This window comes from Scytonema hankhaensis NUACC26 (genome assembly GCF_045865695.1).
Classification (GTDB): Bacteria; Cyanobacteriota; Cyanobacteriia; order Cyanobacteriales; family Nostocaceae; genus Scytonema.
The window spans coordinates 12,232-27,861 of the sequence record NZ_BAACAP010000124.1; the positions used below are offsets into that span (position 1 = coordinate 12,232).

12 protein-coding genes are annotated in these 15,630 nt (G+C 38.6%); all 12 read right to left on the reverse strand.

Annotated elements, in window-relative coordinates:
* Positions 1–7: 7 nt before the first annotated feature.
* Positions 8–1,276 (reverse strand): glycosyltransferase family 4 protein, encoded by a 1,269-nt coding sequence (locus tag ACKTT2_RS06855; RefSeq protein WP_407885212.1) that lies wholly within the window; start codon positions 1,274–1,276, stop codon positions 8–10.
* A 111-nt stretch (positions 1,277–1,387) separates the two neighbouring features.
* The gene (locus tag ACKTT2_RS06860) at positions 1,388–2,062 is read right to left on the reverse strand and encodes a class I SAM-dependent methyltransferase (protein WP_407885213.1); all 675 of its coding nucleotides are present in this window, start codon (positions 2,060–2,062) and stop codon (positions 1,388–1,390) included.
* Between the two features lie 139 nt (positions 2,063–2,201).
* The gene (locus tag ACKTT2_RS06865; protein WP_407885214.1) at positions 2,202–3,320 is read right to left on the reverse strand and encodes a glycosyltransferase family 2 protein; all 1,119 of its coding nucleotides are present in this window, start codon (positions 3,318–3,320) and stop codon (positions 2,202–2,204) included.
* Between the two features lie 47 nt (positions 3,321–3,367).
* On the reverse strand, positions 3,368–5,215 hold the full coding sequence (locus tag ACKTT2_RS06870; protein WP_407885215.1) for a glycosyltransferase: 1,848 nt from the start codon (positions 5,213–5,215) through the stop codon (positions 3,368–3,370).
* 64 nt (positions 5,216–5,279) lie between these two features.
* On the reverse strand, positions 5,280–6,083 hold the full coding sequence (locus tag ACKTT2_RS06875; RefSeq protein ID WP_407885216.1) for a class I SAM-dependent methyltransferase: 804 nt from the start codon (positions 6,081–6,083) through the stop codon (positions 5,280–5,282).
* Positions 6,084–6,429: 346 nt separating this feature from the next.
* Positions 6,430–7,563, reverse strand: coding sequence for a UDP-galactopyranose mutase (gene glf / locus ACKTT2_RS06880; RefSeq protein ID WP_407885217.1), 1,134 nt, complete (start codon positions 7,561–7,563; stop codon positions 6,430–6,432).
* A gap of 62 nt (positions 7,564–7,625) precedes the next feature.
* Positions 7,626–8,978 carry a glycosyltransferase gene (locus tag ACKTT2_RS06885; RefSeq protein WP_407885218.1) on the reverse strand — a complete coding sequence of 451 codons (1,353 nt, stop codon included), beginning with the start codon at positions 8,976–8,978 and terminating at the stop codon, positions 7,626–7,628.
* A gap of 90 nt (positions 8,979–9,068) precedes the next feature.
* Positions 9,069–9,896 carry a glycosyltransferase family 2 protein gene (locus ACKTT2_RS06890; RefSeq protein WP_407885219.1) on the reverse strand — a complete coding sequence of 276 codons (828 nt, stop codon included), beginning with the start codon at positions 9,894–9,896 and terminating at the stop codon, positions 9,069–9,071.
* A 372-nt stretch (positions 9,897–10,268) separates the two neighbouring features.
* The gene (locus ACKTT2_RS06895; RefSeq protein WP_407885220.1) at positions 10,269–11,168 is read right to left on the reverse strand and encodes a class I SAM-dependent methyltransferase; all 900 of its coding nucleotides are present in this window, start codon (positions 11,166–11,168) and stop codon (positions 10,269–10,271) included.
* Positions 11,169–11,606: 438 nt separating this feature from the next.
* Positions 11,607–12,428: a WecB/TagA/CpsF family glycosyltransferase gene (locus ACKTT2_RS06900; RefSeq protein WP_407885221.1), complete on the reverse strand. Its 822-nt coding sequence runs from the start codon at positions 12,426–12,428 to the stop codon at positions 11,607–11,609.
* A gap of 392 nt (positions 12,429–12,820) precedes the next feature.
* Positions 12,821–13,180, reverse strand: a complete 360-nt coding sequence (locus ACKTT2_RS06905) for a hypothetical protein (RefSeq protein ID WP_407885222.1) — start codon at positions 13,178–13,180, stop codon at positions 12,821–12,823.
* A gap of 221 nt (positions 13,181–13,401) precedes the next feature.
* Entirely contained in the window at positions 13,402–15,339 is a 1,938-nt protein-coding gene (locus ACKTT2_RS06910; RefSeq protein WP_407885223.1) for a glycoside hydrolase family 55 protein, read from the reverse strand.
* Positions 15,340–15,630: the final 291 nt, after the last annotated feature.

Genomic DNA, 15,630 nt, shown 5'->3' on the forward strand with positions numbered 1-15,630 from the left:
CTGGGAACTAAGGTGATTTCACGGGCATTGTGCTTGATGACGTTTGAGGTAACGTCTGCTGTAAGTCAACCGTGGCTTTTCGCGCCTTGCTTTTTATCTTGTCAATAATTTCCAAGAATGCGTTCAACTCGCAGTTTAGGTCTTGTTTAGAAAAGACTTCTTTAGCGTGTTGACTGTACGCGTTGCGTGTATCAGTCTTAGTCAAGGCGAGAATGGCTTCAACTAAGGCATTAACATTGCCGCAGGAATAGACCAGTCCATTGTAACGGTGTTGAACGGTATCGCTATAGCCCCAGTTACCACAGCGATCGCTAAGAATCGCCGGACAACCTGCTGCCATGGCTTCAGAAATGACAAGTGGATGTGGATCGCTGCGGGATGTTGAAACAAAAACATCCATCGCTGCATAATAGAGCGGGAGTTTGCTCTGGTTGACAAAGCCCAAATTTAGGACTTCTCCATTCATGGCGGCGAGGCGTTGATTGATTTCGGGTTCCAAGACTCCACCGCCAATCATGATTCCTCTGCTCCGAGGATCTGTTTGATGAGCTTTGGCGATCGCCTCTATAAACTCAAATGGATTTTTTCGCTCAATGTATTTACCTGTAAAGCCATAGAGCACGGTATCGCCATTCCAGCAAAGTTGTTGGCGGATTTGCTGAATTTCCTGCTGATGCTGCGAGATCGTCTTGTCAAACCTATCTCTATCAACGGGGTAGCAACCACGTACCATTTTTTCCATCGGAATTCCATAATGCCGTAGATAAATCTCGTTATGGTCGCCACTAGAAATCCAGTAATCTGCCAACCCAAACATCCACGGATAAAGTACAGATAGTATTACTTGTCGCGATCGCTTGTAATGAGCATCTGTAATGATAGTTGCGTCGTTCTGCATAATCACAGGAATCCCGCGCAACTTACACAGAAGAACGGTTAAGCGGTAAGAGTATGTATAAAAACTGGGTAGAAAAATTGCATCAAAGTTTTGTGGTGTTAGACGATTGAATAATCCTGGATTTAATAGTTTTTTTTCTGCTTTTGAAGCAGTTTTTCCTGTCAGGGTTTTTAGATACTCGTACTGATAGCCACTAACCAGATCCACGTCCCAAGGTTCGGAGCTTCCCAGTTGTTTGTCACCTCCCACTTGGTTCTGATTACAGAGGTAGAAAACTGATACTGAAACTCCTGGTTGTTCGTTGAGTTTTCGCCATAAAGGCGCGTGGTGCTGAGTCGGATGAGTAAATACGACACCTAAGCGAAATTTATCTTGCATAACATCTTCAAACGTCTGTAGTCAAGGGTTGATTTTGTTGAAGTCATCTGTGATAATTTCTTTGCTACAAATTTAAAATTATAAAGATAGAGCAGTCGTGTTTAATAAACTCTAACTTACTAAAGAATTAGACTGCGTAAATTCCTTTAGCTTGTAAGTGTTGGCTGGTGTTTTTTTCCCTTCAACAATGACAGCTTCAATAGTTCGACTCAATTGTTCGATCGCCCTTACATCTTCAATCTCACTTTCAAAACCCTGCTTGCTAGCAACCTCAAAGCCAATGTCAGACACGATCTGTAATAAGGTTGGAGTGTCATACATACATTTATGAGGGAATCGAATAAATGGTGCCAGTTTCTGCTTCAACACTCCATCTTTAGGAGACTCGTAGCTGACATAAAGTTGCTCGAGCACTTCATCAGCTGCGATCGCACCCTGCGTATACTTATTAATAATCGCGTTTAAATCTGGAACTACAATCCGAATCACACCATTGGGCTTTAAAACACGGTAGCATTCTCTAAGAAAATGCTGTCCTTCAGTTCTGGATAGATGTTCTAGAGTATGAGAACTATAAACGACATCGACTGAATTATCTTCCCAAGGAAATTTCTTTCTCAGGTCATGCATGAAAATTTCATCTGACCAGTCAATGTTAATAATCTTGAAAATTTTATTGATTAGAGAAAAAACAGGTAGCTTTGCTATCCAAGCACCGAGTGCATAATCTACGTTTACCCAGCCACTTGGAGTATGGGAACCACAACCAAGATTGAGTTTCAGCATTTGATAGACTCCTTTTTATGAAAAGGACATTGGGTGTGTCAAGATCGGAATTCACTACAAAAATCGTTGCACCCAGTAATATTGTTTTACACGAAGTCGGGAACCGCTCCGGAATATTACGGCTAGCAATGATATAGTATTACCCATGTATAGAACTTACAGTCAGTTTGCGTTTAAACAACCATTTTGCTAAGCGTTTAAGTGAACCAGACCCATACACTTGGTCAAAAAAAGCTGTAAAAAGCGCGTTTGGTAAATACTCACCCCATTGCACTAACCACTTTTGAAGCAAGGAGTCTCCGAAGTAATCATGAAACCGTGGGTGAGTCACAAGCTGTTGATAAACTTCTCTGCTCTCCTTTTTGGGTTTGCCTTTGAGACGAGCAGCTAAGTAGCGAGCGTTACAAAATAACACGCTGAACTTCAAATCCGTGAGTTTTTCTGCAATTGATGTACCATAAACATCTCTTAAAAACCGTTTTTGCTCTTGGTGTAAGCGTTCAAAAACAACTTCTTCCCGCTCCAATCGCTCTGCGGTCACGTTCACTAAACTTGTTGTATTGGCTCCATGAAAACGGAACTGACTTAGCACTTCTGGTACCGCCCTAATTACCGTTATTAACGGGGCAAGACGGGAGAAGAGACTGTCTGCATTGCTTCTAAACGTCTCATTAAGAGGAAATATTAAGTTTGCTACTTCACGTCGCACACTCAGTGCAGAAGCTGCAGGCAAATAGTAAACAAATCCACCATTTTCAAGTGCAAATGGTGCCATCCAGCCTGTAGTTAACCTATGGTAATGGGGGGTCGATTTGAGAAGATTGCCCTGACCATCAATCTGAATCACATTATGAATAGCAAAGCCACATTCAAGGTAAGATCTAAACACCTCTAGAACCTTTTGCAGTTTGTTCTCCATCCAAACATCATCTGCATCTAGTAAGCAAATGATTTCTCCTTTACTTTCTCGATATGCCTGATTTAGAGCAGTAGCAACTCCTCCGTTTTGCTTGCGGATCAGCTTAATTCTGACGTCTTTCCGAACATAAGTTTCGATAATCTCACAAGAATTATCGGCAGACCCGTCATCGCAAACTAGGACTTCAAAATACGGGTAAGTTTGGCGCAAGACACTGTCCAAAGCCTCACCAATGTACTTGGCGTAGTTGTAGTTTGGAACTAATACCGAAACCAATGGATTATCTGGAAGCGGGGACAGTTGAATGGGTTGTAGCTTTTCTGTTTGCAGTTTTTGCATTGTCTGCTCCTTAGACTTTAATTTTCCATTGACCTGCGTGTGAGTTGTTAAGTTTCCTCTTTTAGCTTGAGATATTCTTTCCAAAACTCAATCGAGGTGAAATAGCCGAAAGCATTTCTCCACTCAGCACTAACTGATGACCACCTAATCGCGCTTGTAATAACAAGCTGAAACCATTTCATCAAGATTCCAAGACCCACAGTTCTGCTCATCTCATTGTAATCAACAGAATTATTGCCTTCCCTAAAAATGAAAACACGCTTTTTTGTAAATACCTTAAACCACCAGTCCTCATAATCGGAACCGATCCAATAAAACACACTATCCTTACTAAGCAAGAAATTTGGAAGTAAATGACCATTGAGAGTTAGTAGATATACAATTTTCTTGAAAGTAGATTCCTTGTTTTTTCTAACAACCGAGTCTCTTTTAAGAGCGCATTTAGCCGTATAATTAGCTTCTACGCTTTGGGTTTTGTAATGTTTACTCAATTCTAAAACCTTAGTATGTAGCGTTTCTGGATCTTCGGTTTTAATCACCAGAGGTCCTTTCATATAGTCCTCGAAACCCCTAAGCATCATTTCCGCAGAATTATAATCAAATATAAATATTTTATAAAGCAATATTTTTGTTAAAAATTTTACTGCATCTAGATATTTTAACGACCCACGGATAGAATGTGTTACCAAATGATTTCGATAGGTATAATAATTGATCCAGATAGGATTTTTAGCATAGAAAGGTTCATGCCAAACAGCTATACTTGGAAAAGCTACTATCGATCTACCAATACGTTCTGTGATTCTTAAACCAAACTCTATGTCATCTCCTCTTATAAAGAAAGGCATTGGTAGACCTATCTCTTCAACAACTTTCTTTGAAAATGAGAAAAACCAAAATGCTCCATAGTCTGGGCGCTCTTCCAATAAGAAACAATTATTAACAGAGGAATTATTTAGGTTAAGCTTTTTTTTCAAGGCAACAACTGTGAATGGATTATATCCGTAATTTCCATCAGGGTATAAGAATTTAGAATATAATGCTCCCGCTTCATAAAGTATATGTTTTTTATATAAATCCAGCATACTGCCAGATATTGCAAAGTCTTGGTTGGCATACTCGTACAAAGAGAAAAGTTTGTAGATTGATTCACTTTTTAGCTCTATATCATCATCCATAAATAGGAAATGTGTGTGGATACCCTCCTGCAAAGCTTGAATTAGACCTCGAGTAAATCCGCCCGCTCCTCCTAAATTTCTATTAGGAATTAATTTAACTTTGGATGTTTTAAATTCAGCTTGATTTAGGGTTTTTCCATTATCAACTATATATATTTGAAAATTTTTGTTTTGCAAACAATTATCTTGTAAAATAGTGTTTATTGTATTTTTAACATAAGCTTCTTTCTTGAATGTACAAGTTACAATACCCAAAGATACTTCTCTAGTCTTAGGTTGGTCGGTTGCAATCAATCCTCCTACGAATGCACCACGGTCACTTAAGCAAGTTATCTCCAGATATATTCTCCCAGCATTCTTATCACGCCAAGAATCTGGTATTGAGGTTTTTACAGGCTCGGATGGTTGGCAGTTCTCAAAGTTTTCTGTGTGAATAAGTTCCCTATTTTCTCTATCATAAAATTCTCTATAGAGAGAAACTTGAATATCACCTTCAAGTTTTAATAAGTAATACAGAGAGTAAAGCTCTGTGTATTTAGCGTAGAATGTTTCATAGAATGAATTAAAGTAGGTGTTTAAGGACAAAACACCATTTTTTGTTAAGGCTACTTCTACTTTCTCTGCATTCAAATTTATGGATGCAGCGTTATTGCATTTTATGTACAACTCAGAGGTTTCAGGTGTACGAGGAAATTGAATTCTGCTGACTACGTTCATCTGGCTCCTGCTCGCTGTTGACATCTTCTATGTTTATTTGGTAGATGCAGTACTCATGTTCATTTTAATTAGTTGAAATAGTGGTATGCTGGATGTCCCTTAAATAAGGGGTAGTGCTAGCATCACCTATTACCCAATCATCAAATTCTTGCTCATACTCTAATGCTGGATGACCTTCAGCTATTTTTCTAACAATAGTAACTCCAGGACATCTAGTATCATTCCCGTGTGTTCTTGGGGAATTAAGAGTAATAACTTCAAATCTTGGATTTCTATAAAGTTGCTTTACAGCAGCGCCTACACCATCAAAGTATAAGCTATCATGCATAAGTATATGACCACCTACTTTCAAATACTTTTCAAAATGAATTAATTCCCACATAATTGTTTTATAGCTATGGTCAGAATCCAGAACCAATAGATCAAAAATTTTTCCTTCGATGAAAGATACGGCTTCCTGAGAAAGTGTTGGAATCCATGTAATCAAAGATTTTAAATCTGTTTTTTCCCATAAGTGATGTATATGAGCAGGGTCTATGCCAAAGATATGACCCCCATTATTTAAATCTTTTAAAGCTGCTGCAATACAAGCTGTAGAATAACCATTGAATACACCTGTTTCTAATACCATCTTCGGCTGAAGCATTTGAACAAATGCATAATAAAACCTTCCTACTTCCAACTCTACACTTCCAAATGATGGACCTTTTGTATAAAAATTATACCAACCACCTGTTTTTTTGTCGTAAAGTTTTTCATAGTTCACAAGCTGGATGGGTAACTGACCATAACTTGCTCTTTTCTTGAGAAAATATACGTATGTATTGAAAGCAAGCTTTTGAATTTTTGTAAATATTTTTTCAATCATGATTTCACACCCCATTTTACTAAATATCTGCTTTTTATTTGGTAGATGCAGTATCAAGATTCAATAGAGCCTTACTCATAAGTATAGCGATTTTCCATTGGGTACAATACATAAAAAAGTTATGGAACCGCACCCTCGACGCAGACGAACGTAGATAAATCTGTACTTCATTCAAGTGAAAACTGCTATAGAAGGCTATTACCTTTTTTCTTCAGATATTATTTGTCATTCCAACATTGTAGTATTACTCCCGAACCGCCATTCGATTACCTAAACATGTAGGGTGGGCATTGCCCACCATTAGCCGTTGGTGGGCAGTGCCCACCCTACGCTTTTATCGGTAATTTTAGAGCCCAAAGGGAGTAGCTATCTCTTTATCAAACAGACCAAGTGCTCGAACTACTGCTTGATCCATGTCGTAGTACTTGTAATCTGCAAGTCTTCCTGCAAATAGTACTGTACCGTTGAGTTTCTCTACTTCTTTGAGATAAAGCTCTAGACGCTCGCGGTTCTCCTCATTGAGAATGGGGTAATATGGATCGTTTTTCCCCGGTACATAAGCTTGAGGATATTCCATCACTAAAGTCGTTTTGGGTGAGGTTTGGCCTGATAAATATTTCTGTTCGGTGATACGGGTGATGTCGTAGTCATTGGGGTAGTTGACTGTACCAACCTCTTGATAATGCTCTCGATCTAAAGTTTCAAACTCAAAGCGCAGACTCCGATAGGGCAGTTCGCCATACATATAATCAAAAAAGGTATCAATCGGACCAGTGCAAAGTATCCGATTAAACTGAAAGTCGTTGATAATTTCGCGGTAATCTGTATTCAGCAGTACTTTAATGTTGGAGTGAGCCAGCATTTTGCGGAACATTTCTGTGTAGCCAAGCTTGGGCATAGCTTGGTAGGGGTCTTGGAAGTAACGGTTATCCCGACTAATGTAGACTGGAACACGCCCGGTAACTCCCCGATCTAGTTCCTCTGGTTTCACACCCCACTGCTTCATAGTGTAGCGGAGAAAGACATTGTCATAGATGTAGTTAGCCAGAAACTCTAAGTCACCGCAGGAACTTTCACGCAATTTCAAAATAGGTACCTTGACCCCAAAACCAAAGTGCTCTAGAAGTAAATTCTCAAGCTTCTCTGCATATTTTGGAGGAAAAAGGGCATAGAGAGAATTGAGATTAAAAGGAATTGGCACTTTCTTTCCTTCTACCACTCCCAGCACGTGGTGATAGTAGTGTCTCCACTCAGTAAATTGAGAGAGATAATCCCAAACTTTTTTGGACTTGGTGTGAAAGATGTGGGGTCCGTATTTATGAACTAAGATGCCATACTCGTTGTAGTAATCGTAAGCATTGCCACCAATGTGGTCGCGTTTTTCTACAATCAGTACTCTTTGTCCGAGATCCGCCGCAACACGCTCAGCTATTACACAAGCAGAATACCCAGCACCTATAATCAGCCAATCAAATTTCATCTGATTTCTCCTTATTGTTTGACTTTAAGTTGGAGGTCAAGACTCCGCTACTGCTGAGTTTGTTATCTAGCGATTGTGGTTCTGCCGACAACTTGCTGTAAGTGCTGCTCGATTCTGTCTACAAATGGTTGATATGCAGCTTTTGGGGAAAGTTTTTCTGTTACATATTTGTGGGCTTGTTCTTCCATATATTGGCGTTTTTCTGAATTCGTCAACAGCATATGTATAGCTGCTGCAAAATCTTCAGTAGTGTCCGCTACTAGAACAGCACTACCTGCAATCTCACTCAGTCCCTGAATACCGACACTTGTTGAGACACAAGCACGACCCTGTGATAAAGCTTCTACAAGCTTGATTTTCAAACCGCTACCAACGATTAGAGGAACTAAACAGACTTCTGTACTACTATACTCGGATTGTAAATCGTCTACACGACCCAGAAAGCGAACATTCGGAAAAGTTTTTTCAATTCCATTGCATACAGTACCGCAAACATGAAGGCTACAATGGGGAACTGACCGTAAAACAATCGGCCATACATTTTTAAGAAACCACTGCAAACCGTAAATGTTGTGATCTGCAGAACTACCGACAAATAAACAACGTCCAGGTACTTGCTTGGCAATATGGGTATGATATACTGCTGACATCGGCATATTAATTACTTCGCACTCTGGTACCATTTCTTGAAAGACTCTTACATCTTCTTCTTGAATAGCTAGCAGTACCTGCGCTTTGCGTAATTGTATAGTTTCTTTCTCCCGACTCCAATCTGACTCACGAGCACTCACCCCCAAATTCTTGAAATGAGCAGTTCTTTGATGACGGACGTCGTGGGTAAGTATAGCTTTTAAAACTGTTTTATTGAGCGCAGGAGATTCTAAAACATTACCTACAAAAGCGTAATTAGCAATGACAACATCAGGCTTGAATTTAGCAAAGCGTGAACTTGCAAAAGTGACTTCCTCTGCCGTTGCTAGCCTATCCCAACTTTGAGGACTGTACGTCGTTTTTTGTTGTTTGTCTTTGCCAGAACGGTAAATATTTTTCAAACTTTCTGGCAACCACATATAAGTCAACCATATAAATGGTATCAGCCAGTCTAATAACTTAAATTTAAGCAGAAGGCGACCAATGCGTAAGTTATCCCTAACTGACACATTGGCAAGTGCTGCTATTGTCGATGGAATGATATACCAGGGAATTCTTCCGTTGGGTGACGAAGTCAGAAATGTATACTCGATTTTGTAACCTGCCTGGTGCAAGTAGCGTAGAAAATCTAGAATGTAAGTAGCATTGCCATCTCTATTTTCGACTGGAATTTGTCTGCTAATCAGTTGAATTTTTGTTTGATATTGTGTGTCTAATTCGCCTAATTTTAATAATTTTTTATTATTGAATGATTTTACTACCATTGGTTACTGCTTTTAAAATCCAAGAATAACTTTGCCAATCAGTTGAATTCAAGAAAATACATAAGCTGGAAAAAATTTAGTTTACATAAGTTATATTTTTTGTACCAAATCTTGTGGTTTTTTAAAATCATGGTTGATTTTAAGTAAGTATTTTTTTACTCGATTTAAACTTTTATAAAATTTCCTGAGAATAACTATTTGATATTGCTGAAACAAAGAAAGTTGTTTTTTATGTTCTTCTAAAAGAGAAGATAAATAATGATAGTGCTGACCGCTCTTCACAAGAGAGATAGTCTTTGTACCCTCGATATGACGATGATTTCCCCAAGTTTCATCTACATATCTAACTGTTGCAGCTTGTACTGCTTTGCATATAAAATCAATATCCATCATGTAATGATCGTCAACTTTGTAAAGCCCAATTTTTTGATGTAAAGACTTATGGTAAAAGTATGCTGATGGATTTAAAGGAAAAGGTGGAGGATTTCTACAAGACAACAAATGTACAATTTTTAAGTTTTTTGGCTTATTTGTATACAAAAGCTTTTCTTCATCGTCCCATATATTACAGTTCCCAACAAGCAAACTAGGCTCTGGCAAATTTTTAAACAGATCTAACACACGGTTTAATGCCTTTGGCTCATAATAGTCATCAACATTTAAAAACGATATAACTTGTCCTCGCGCCATTGCAATTCCCTTATTCATTGCATCTGACTGACCCTTGTCTTTCTCAGAAATCCAGCGAATGTGAGGATACTTCTCTGCATACTGTTTGATAATTTCTACCGTACTGTCTTTTGAGTCACCATCTACGATAATGTGTTCTACATCTGGGCAATTCTGGTCAATTACAACTTTGATACAAGACTCAATGAATTTTTCACCGTTGTAAACTGGGGTAATAACACTAATCATGATTGGCTCATCCAAAATTGTAGAAATGCTTTTTTGCTGGTGTTTGAGTAACCGATTATTTCCGTGTTACTACTGAATTCTTCTGGCACTTCCAGAAAAATCAGGATGAATTTGAAAAGATGATTAAGGAATTTCTGTAAAGCTTTTGTAAAGTTAGGTTCTAAATCTCACTGTATTGCAGCTTATAACTTTTTTTCTGCCTGGTAGTCCACTATAGGACTAGTATTTGATTTTTGAAAAACTCAATGAGCTAAAAGCTTACCGAAGGTTTGGTTCGTAGTATACGTAGTAAAAATCAAGTACGAATCTCATAGCACTCAAGCTTACGTATTTAATATTGGCGTTCGCGAAGCGTGCCGGAGGCAATCGCCGTTATGAAAAACTTTTTGGTTTATTGACTTTTTTAAGTACTGCTGAAATATTGACTACACGGGTAGTGATTTCTCGTGAAACTGTAAGATATTGTTTTGTGAGCATCTCATCTAATGATTTATCAAGTACCTGTTCGAGCCGTCTTCTTCCTTTAATGAAATATTTCGCCAACCAACTATTTTTTCCGGAACCCCATTCATAATAGTCTACTGAAAAGATACCCTTTTTTTCACAAATATACCAAGAATCTTTTAGAGCTAATCCACTACGCTCAATCAAGTTATCAAACATCTCTTTATCATATTCTCGAGCAAAAAAGTTTCTGTTTTTCTCACTTCTTTCGTATACTGCACCATCCATATAAACAATATTTTTTTGAGCTTTATAGGGGATAGTTAACAAGAAGTCGCTCTCAGGTTTCAATACACGTTTGATTTCATTTAAAGCTTTCAAATCTCCATCCTCTTCAGGATATATATGTTCAATAACAGAGATACTAATAACTTTATGAAATGTGTTATCCTGAAATTTCAGTTTGCGAATATCCTGTTTTTGGTACTTCAAATTCTTGATGTCAAGACAATTTGCTATTTCCTTGTAAGGCTCGATTTCGCTATCGATTATGTTAATGTAATAAAATTCTGCTTCGGGATGTTTATCGGCAAGATATAGAGAAAACCATTGAGGACTACTAACATCAAGAATTGTCATTTGAGGGGTAATCTCAAGATTTCTCAGAATTGAATCAAATTCAGCATATCTCATGTAATCAACAGGACGTTTTGCTCGCTCTCTTGCGGCGTGATAAGCAGGATGAGAAGTAGGAAGCTCTTTCATTGCCTTAAGAGCTAATTCTCTTATCCCACTCGATACTTGCAAAGCTTTCTCAAGGTTTCTCATGGATTAAAATGATGACTGATAAAACAGGGTTCAAATCTCTTATGCAAAACGGGTATGAAGTTATAAGGGAATTGCTCCTCTAGCTGAAGAAGGCAAATACTGATTGAATTAAATATAATTTTCTTAATCTTCAAATTCAGATGAACTTGTTAGTTAACAGCCCATAGTTAAATGCTCCCCTAATAACGGATATTTTGGTATTTGCTCAAAGGATATGCCCCCATGTCCTTTCAAGAGATTTTCCTGATGTTCAGGATGTTTTTATTAAAAAATTCACCGAGACGCCCAAAAGCTTGAATTAAAAGCTTTTTGATTTTTGACTTCCGCAAAGCTGTACTAGCAGTAATGGAGTAATAATTGTATGCTCGTTTTAGCCCAATCATTTGACTCTTTTAAATTGGGGCTTGAAGCCCCTGAATCAGGCTTGTCACCAATCTACTAATCTACTGTCTTCCAACCCAAGTACCGTTCGCGAATACGGAATGGCGTACTAATAACAGAGGGTGATGCCAACAATTGCTTAAGAGCCAACCATACAAACGGTGGAATTGTCTTCGTATAGCGCCCCCAAAGACGACGAGGTTCTTGTATGCACCGATAGAGCCATTCAAAACCTAAATCTCTCACCATACGAGGTGCTCTTTTATGAAGCCCTGCATAGACGGGAAAAGCACCACCCAAACCAATCATCACCGCTTTGATTCTATCTTTATGCTGAGCCATCCAATTCTCTTGCTTTGGACAACCCAAAGATACAAACACTATTCCTGCACCACTAGAATTAATCTTTTGAATCAACGCTTCATCTTCTGCAGGAGTCATGGGACGAAAAGGCAAAGGCTCCATTGCTGCAATTTTCAAGTTGGAAAATTCTGTCTCCAATTTTTTTCTCATGGGAGATAGAATCTCTGTATGAGAGCCTACAAAGAAAACACTGACGTTCAGATTTTGAGCCAGAGCGCACACACCTAACAATATGTCCATCCCCGCAACACGGTCTTGATGACACGCCCCCAAAAGCTTCATCATCCACACTAGAGGCATACCATCAGGAGTCACCAAATCTGCATTCTTCAGTACAGTGCCAAAATCTGGATTCCAATAAGCCTCCATTAGCATATGGACATTGGCTACACATACCGTTTTGCTCTCGCCAGCTTTAGCCCATCTCAATATTGCTTGTATCTGGTCATTAAAGCGTAGGGCAGTAATAGGAAAATCTAGTACCTTTTGAGTAGGGAGAAAAGCTCCTCCTACCATAACTCACTCCTTGTGTCCAACACAATATCAACATTGAATAGACCTTCTCTACGATTGAAGATAACGAGCGATTTTACTTTTGACTACCTTCAAGAGTTAGAGCAAGGTTTGAAGTTAACACATGGAGATGCAGTAGCTTGTTAAGTAAATTTCTAACTTCCCTGGTATTATTTATTTTGTTTAAGCCTGTATAATAACTTATCCTAAAAAAATGTCAATTTAGCATTTTTTTCCTTGAATTTACATTTACTTTACATTTACTTTATATGAATTTCATGATATGAATTAAATACCCAAAAATATAAAAAGTATAAATAAAGTTTTGGAAGAGAAATATTTTTAATTTGAGCGATTAACTCTTCAAGAAATAACTGTCGCCTAATATACTTTTTTCAAAAAATAACCCAATCGCTCCAGCTAAGTATTTGTATTATCTGCATATGACAGAGCTTTTTTATCAAAAAAAAAGGGAAGATTAATTTTTCTTCCCCCTTCTTCTTATTCTTGGTGTTATCTGGTTTGTCCTTATCTAAGCCACCTTCCTTAAGTTTTTTGCGAAGCATCTGCTGTTGCTTTTTCAGTTGTCGCTGTCTTGCTGAACCACCTCTACCCTTATCATTTCGACCTTCTCGCCGTGGCGACTCCCATCTCTTTAATCTCATATTTATAAACCCTAGAGAAACTACAAAAAGTGAAATAGATTTGCCTGAAAAAGTAATGCATTCGTACAATACATTGTTTAAATTTTTCATTTAAACTCTTCATGAGCAATTATAGCTAGGATTTATATTTCTGTCAAATCCGAGTAGAAAATCACAATGCTCTTAAATTACGTAGCTTTTATCTATCGCATTCTCATGTTAACTCGACTAACTTCTTGATGCCACTGACAAAGAATGTGATAGATAGTTGGCTAGAATCAAGTCTAGATAAAGCTTTCTCAATCCAAACTCTAAAATCTAAAATAGTATAACTACTGAGTGCTGTTATATAAAGGAACAGTTCGATCGATACCCATTGACGAGAGCTTTGTGAAAGGCAATTCTCTGACAGTTTTTGCTTGCTCCTCTCTAACATGAAGCGGGTAATCAAATTTATTTGAACCGCTCGAGCCTGCGATTCTATAGGCGAGTGACACTTGAGAGTCACGAATTGCCACCACAGGTACATTTGCCGGTACGTCTTGATTGGGGCGAAATACTCCGCCAATAATCTCTGTTTTACTACCTTTAGAAGCTTCAAGAACTGTATAAGGACCTTCCGTTTTCATACCAAGAACCCATACTCTTCCTCTTATATTACGAAGTTCTGGGTTTTGAAATTCGGTGTTAAGTTGACGCGCCCAAACATTCTGAGGGTTGAGAATTAAAAGTTTTCCGATAACATCTTCAACAAAGAGATCGCCTGTTCCTCTAGGTGTATTGGTGTAAGATGGAAAATCACAATGACGAATAACAAGTGCTCTTTTAGAAGAGTGGGATATACCTCCTCCTCTTAAGTAAAGATGTTCCAGAATTACAAACGGGCTAGCTCCCTCTTCGAGTTTAAAGATAGAACCTTTGAAACCGCTTTGGCGATCGATAAATGATTGCATCCCTATAAGTTTTTTTAAATTCTTACGAAGGATAATAGTAGAACCAACTGAATAACCACCATTTGGTAAGTACACAACTGGTTTTCCAGAGTCAATAGCAGCCTGGATTCCTACAGCATCGTCATTTTCTTTCTTGGATGCTGAAGCTCCAAAAGCTTCAACATTTGCCCATTCTGAAATATCTTTTGCTTCGTAGGTTGGAGTTTCCTTGACTGGAAGATTGAGTGAAGCTTGACGTTTTGACGCAAGGTTGACAGGCGGACGAGACGTATATTCTCCAATATAAGTTGTCTTCAATCTTTTCTCATTGTTGTTCTTGTCATACACTGGAGTAGCATAGTCTTTTATGCTCACATTTTTTAAAAACAGTATTCCATTACTCTGTATACCAACACCATTTTTTCTTGCTTTATTTTCTCCTATAAGTTGAGAATCAGTCAGAACTACAAATCCAAGAGACCCTTTTACAGATACAGCAGGTACTTCATTAGTACTTGAAAGCTTCCTCATGCTAAGAGTATTATTTTCATTATGTATACCAGCAATCCGCTGCTTTTTTAACGAAATATTTTCCAAGGTCATGTGGTACTCGTAGTGCCCTATGGTAATTCCATAATCAAATCCCACAATTGAAACGTTTTTGATAAGCGCAGGTCCAGGTCCGAAACGGTGCATAGAAATGCCCGCAATCCCCTCATTGCTTGAAGAATTGATGGCAACATCTTCAATCGCCCCTCGATTGTTTGCCAAGTAGTCAATGCCCACAGCACCCTTATTTCCTTTTCCTACGTCAATAGTAAGATGGTAGACAGAATGACGAAATGCTCTATTGCCAGAACCAGAGGGATTTGAATGCCCGTCGCTTTCCGAGCCTGTCATAATCACAGGTTGTGGTCGCGATGGATTGGAAAAAGCAGGAAGCTTATCTTTAAGCTTGAGAATTGTATCGCGACGTGATTCTCCTATAAGAATCATGCCAGAACGCCAGCCGTCGCTCCATTCTTTTTTCTCGATCCTACTTAACAGTGTATCGCTGATTAGATAAGTCCCTTTAGGTATAAAAACAAATTGAGGAGACTCGTAACGGCTTTTAGTATCAATTGCTTTTACGATCGCTTTTTGAATTGCTTTGGTATCGTCGGTGCTGTCATTAGGAGTAGCACCAAAGTCCCGGACATTGAGAACGCGAGCATCGCCAGGAGGTCTGAAGCTTGCAGATACTCTTGCAGGATGGTAGGCGATCGCAATTAACACACAAATCAAGGTACACAGTGACCCCAAAGCAAAAGTACGGATGTGTTTAAACTTATGGCGCATGGTTTCCTACAGTGACAAAATTCTCAAGAGAGTAGTAAAGCCCCCTGCTCTCGAAAGAAATACGCATCAAAACAGACGTCCACTGTATATAGGTACAAAGCTTTCATCGCAAATCAGGAACTTTTAAAATTTATGCCCTCATCGGTATTAGTAGGTGCTGCTTACCAATGTAAAGACTTAGGTATCATCGTTAATACTTACAATCACTTGTCACTGATTTAATGGGCAAGAGGAGAATCGAACTCCTATGACCGCAAGGTCGCCACATTTTGAGTGTGGTGCGTCTACCAG

What these genes read in the sequence shown, in the direction of transcription:
- ACKTT2_RS06855 (WP_407885212.1), bottom strand. Translation starts at nt 1,276, where the DNA reads ATGCAAGATAAATTTCGCTTAGGTGTCGTATTTACTCATCCGACTCAG.
- ACKTT2_RS06860 (WP_407885213.1), bottom strand. Translation starts at nt 2,062, where the DNA reads ATGCTGAAACTCAATCTTGGTTGTGGTTCCCATACTCCAAGTGGCTGG.
- ACKTT2_RS06865 (WP_407885214.1), bottom strand. Translation starts at nt 3,320, where the DNA reads ATGCAAAAACTGCAAACAGAAAAGCTACAACCCATTCAACTGTCCCCG.
- ACKTT2_RS06870 (WP_407885215.1), bottom strand. Translation starts at nt 5,215, where the DNA reads ATGAACGTAGTCAGCAGAATTCAATTTCCTCGTACACCTGAAACCTCT.
- ACKTT2_RS06875 (WP_407885216.1), bottom strand. Translation starts at nt 6,083, where the DNA reads ATGATTGAAAAAATATTTACAAAAATTCAAAAGCTTGCTTTCAATACA.
- glf (WP_407885217.1), bottom strand. Translation starts at nt 7,563, where the DNA reads ATGAAATTTGATTGGCTGATTATAGGTGCTGGGTATTCTGCTTGTGTA.
- ACKTT2_RS06885 (WP_407885218.1), bottom strand. Translation starts at nt 8,978, where the DNA reads ATGGTAGTAAAATCATTCAATAATAAAAAATTATTAAAATTAGGCGAA.
- ACKTT2_RS06890 (WP_407885219.1), bottom strand. Translation starts at nt 9,896, where the DNA reads ATGATTAGTGTTATTACCCCAGTTTACAACGGTGAAAAATTCATTGAG.
- ACKTT2_RS06895 (WP_407885220.1), bottom strand. Translation starts at nt 11,168, where the DNA reads ATGAGAAACCTTGAGAAAGCTTTGCAAGTATCGAGTGGGATAAGAGAA.
- ACKTT2_RS06900 (WP_407885221.1), bottom strand. Translation starts at nt 12,428, where the DNA reads ATGGTAGGAGGAGCTTTTCTCCCTACTCAAAAGGTACTAGATTTTCCT.
- ACKTT2_RS06905 (WP_407885222.1), bottom strand. Translation starts at nt 13,180, where the DNA reads ATGAAAAATTTAAACAATGTATTGTACGAATGCATTACTTTTTCAGGC.
- ACKTT2_RS06910 (WP_407885223.1), bottom strand. Translation starts at nt 15,339, where the DNA reads ATGCGCCATAAGTTTAAACACATCCGTACTTTTGCTTTGGGGTCACTG.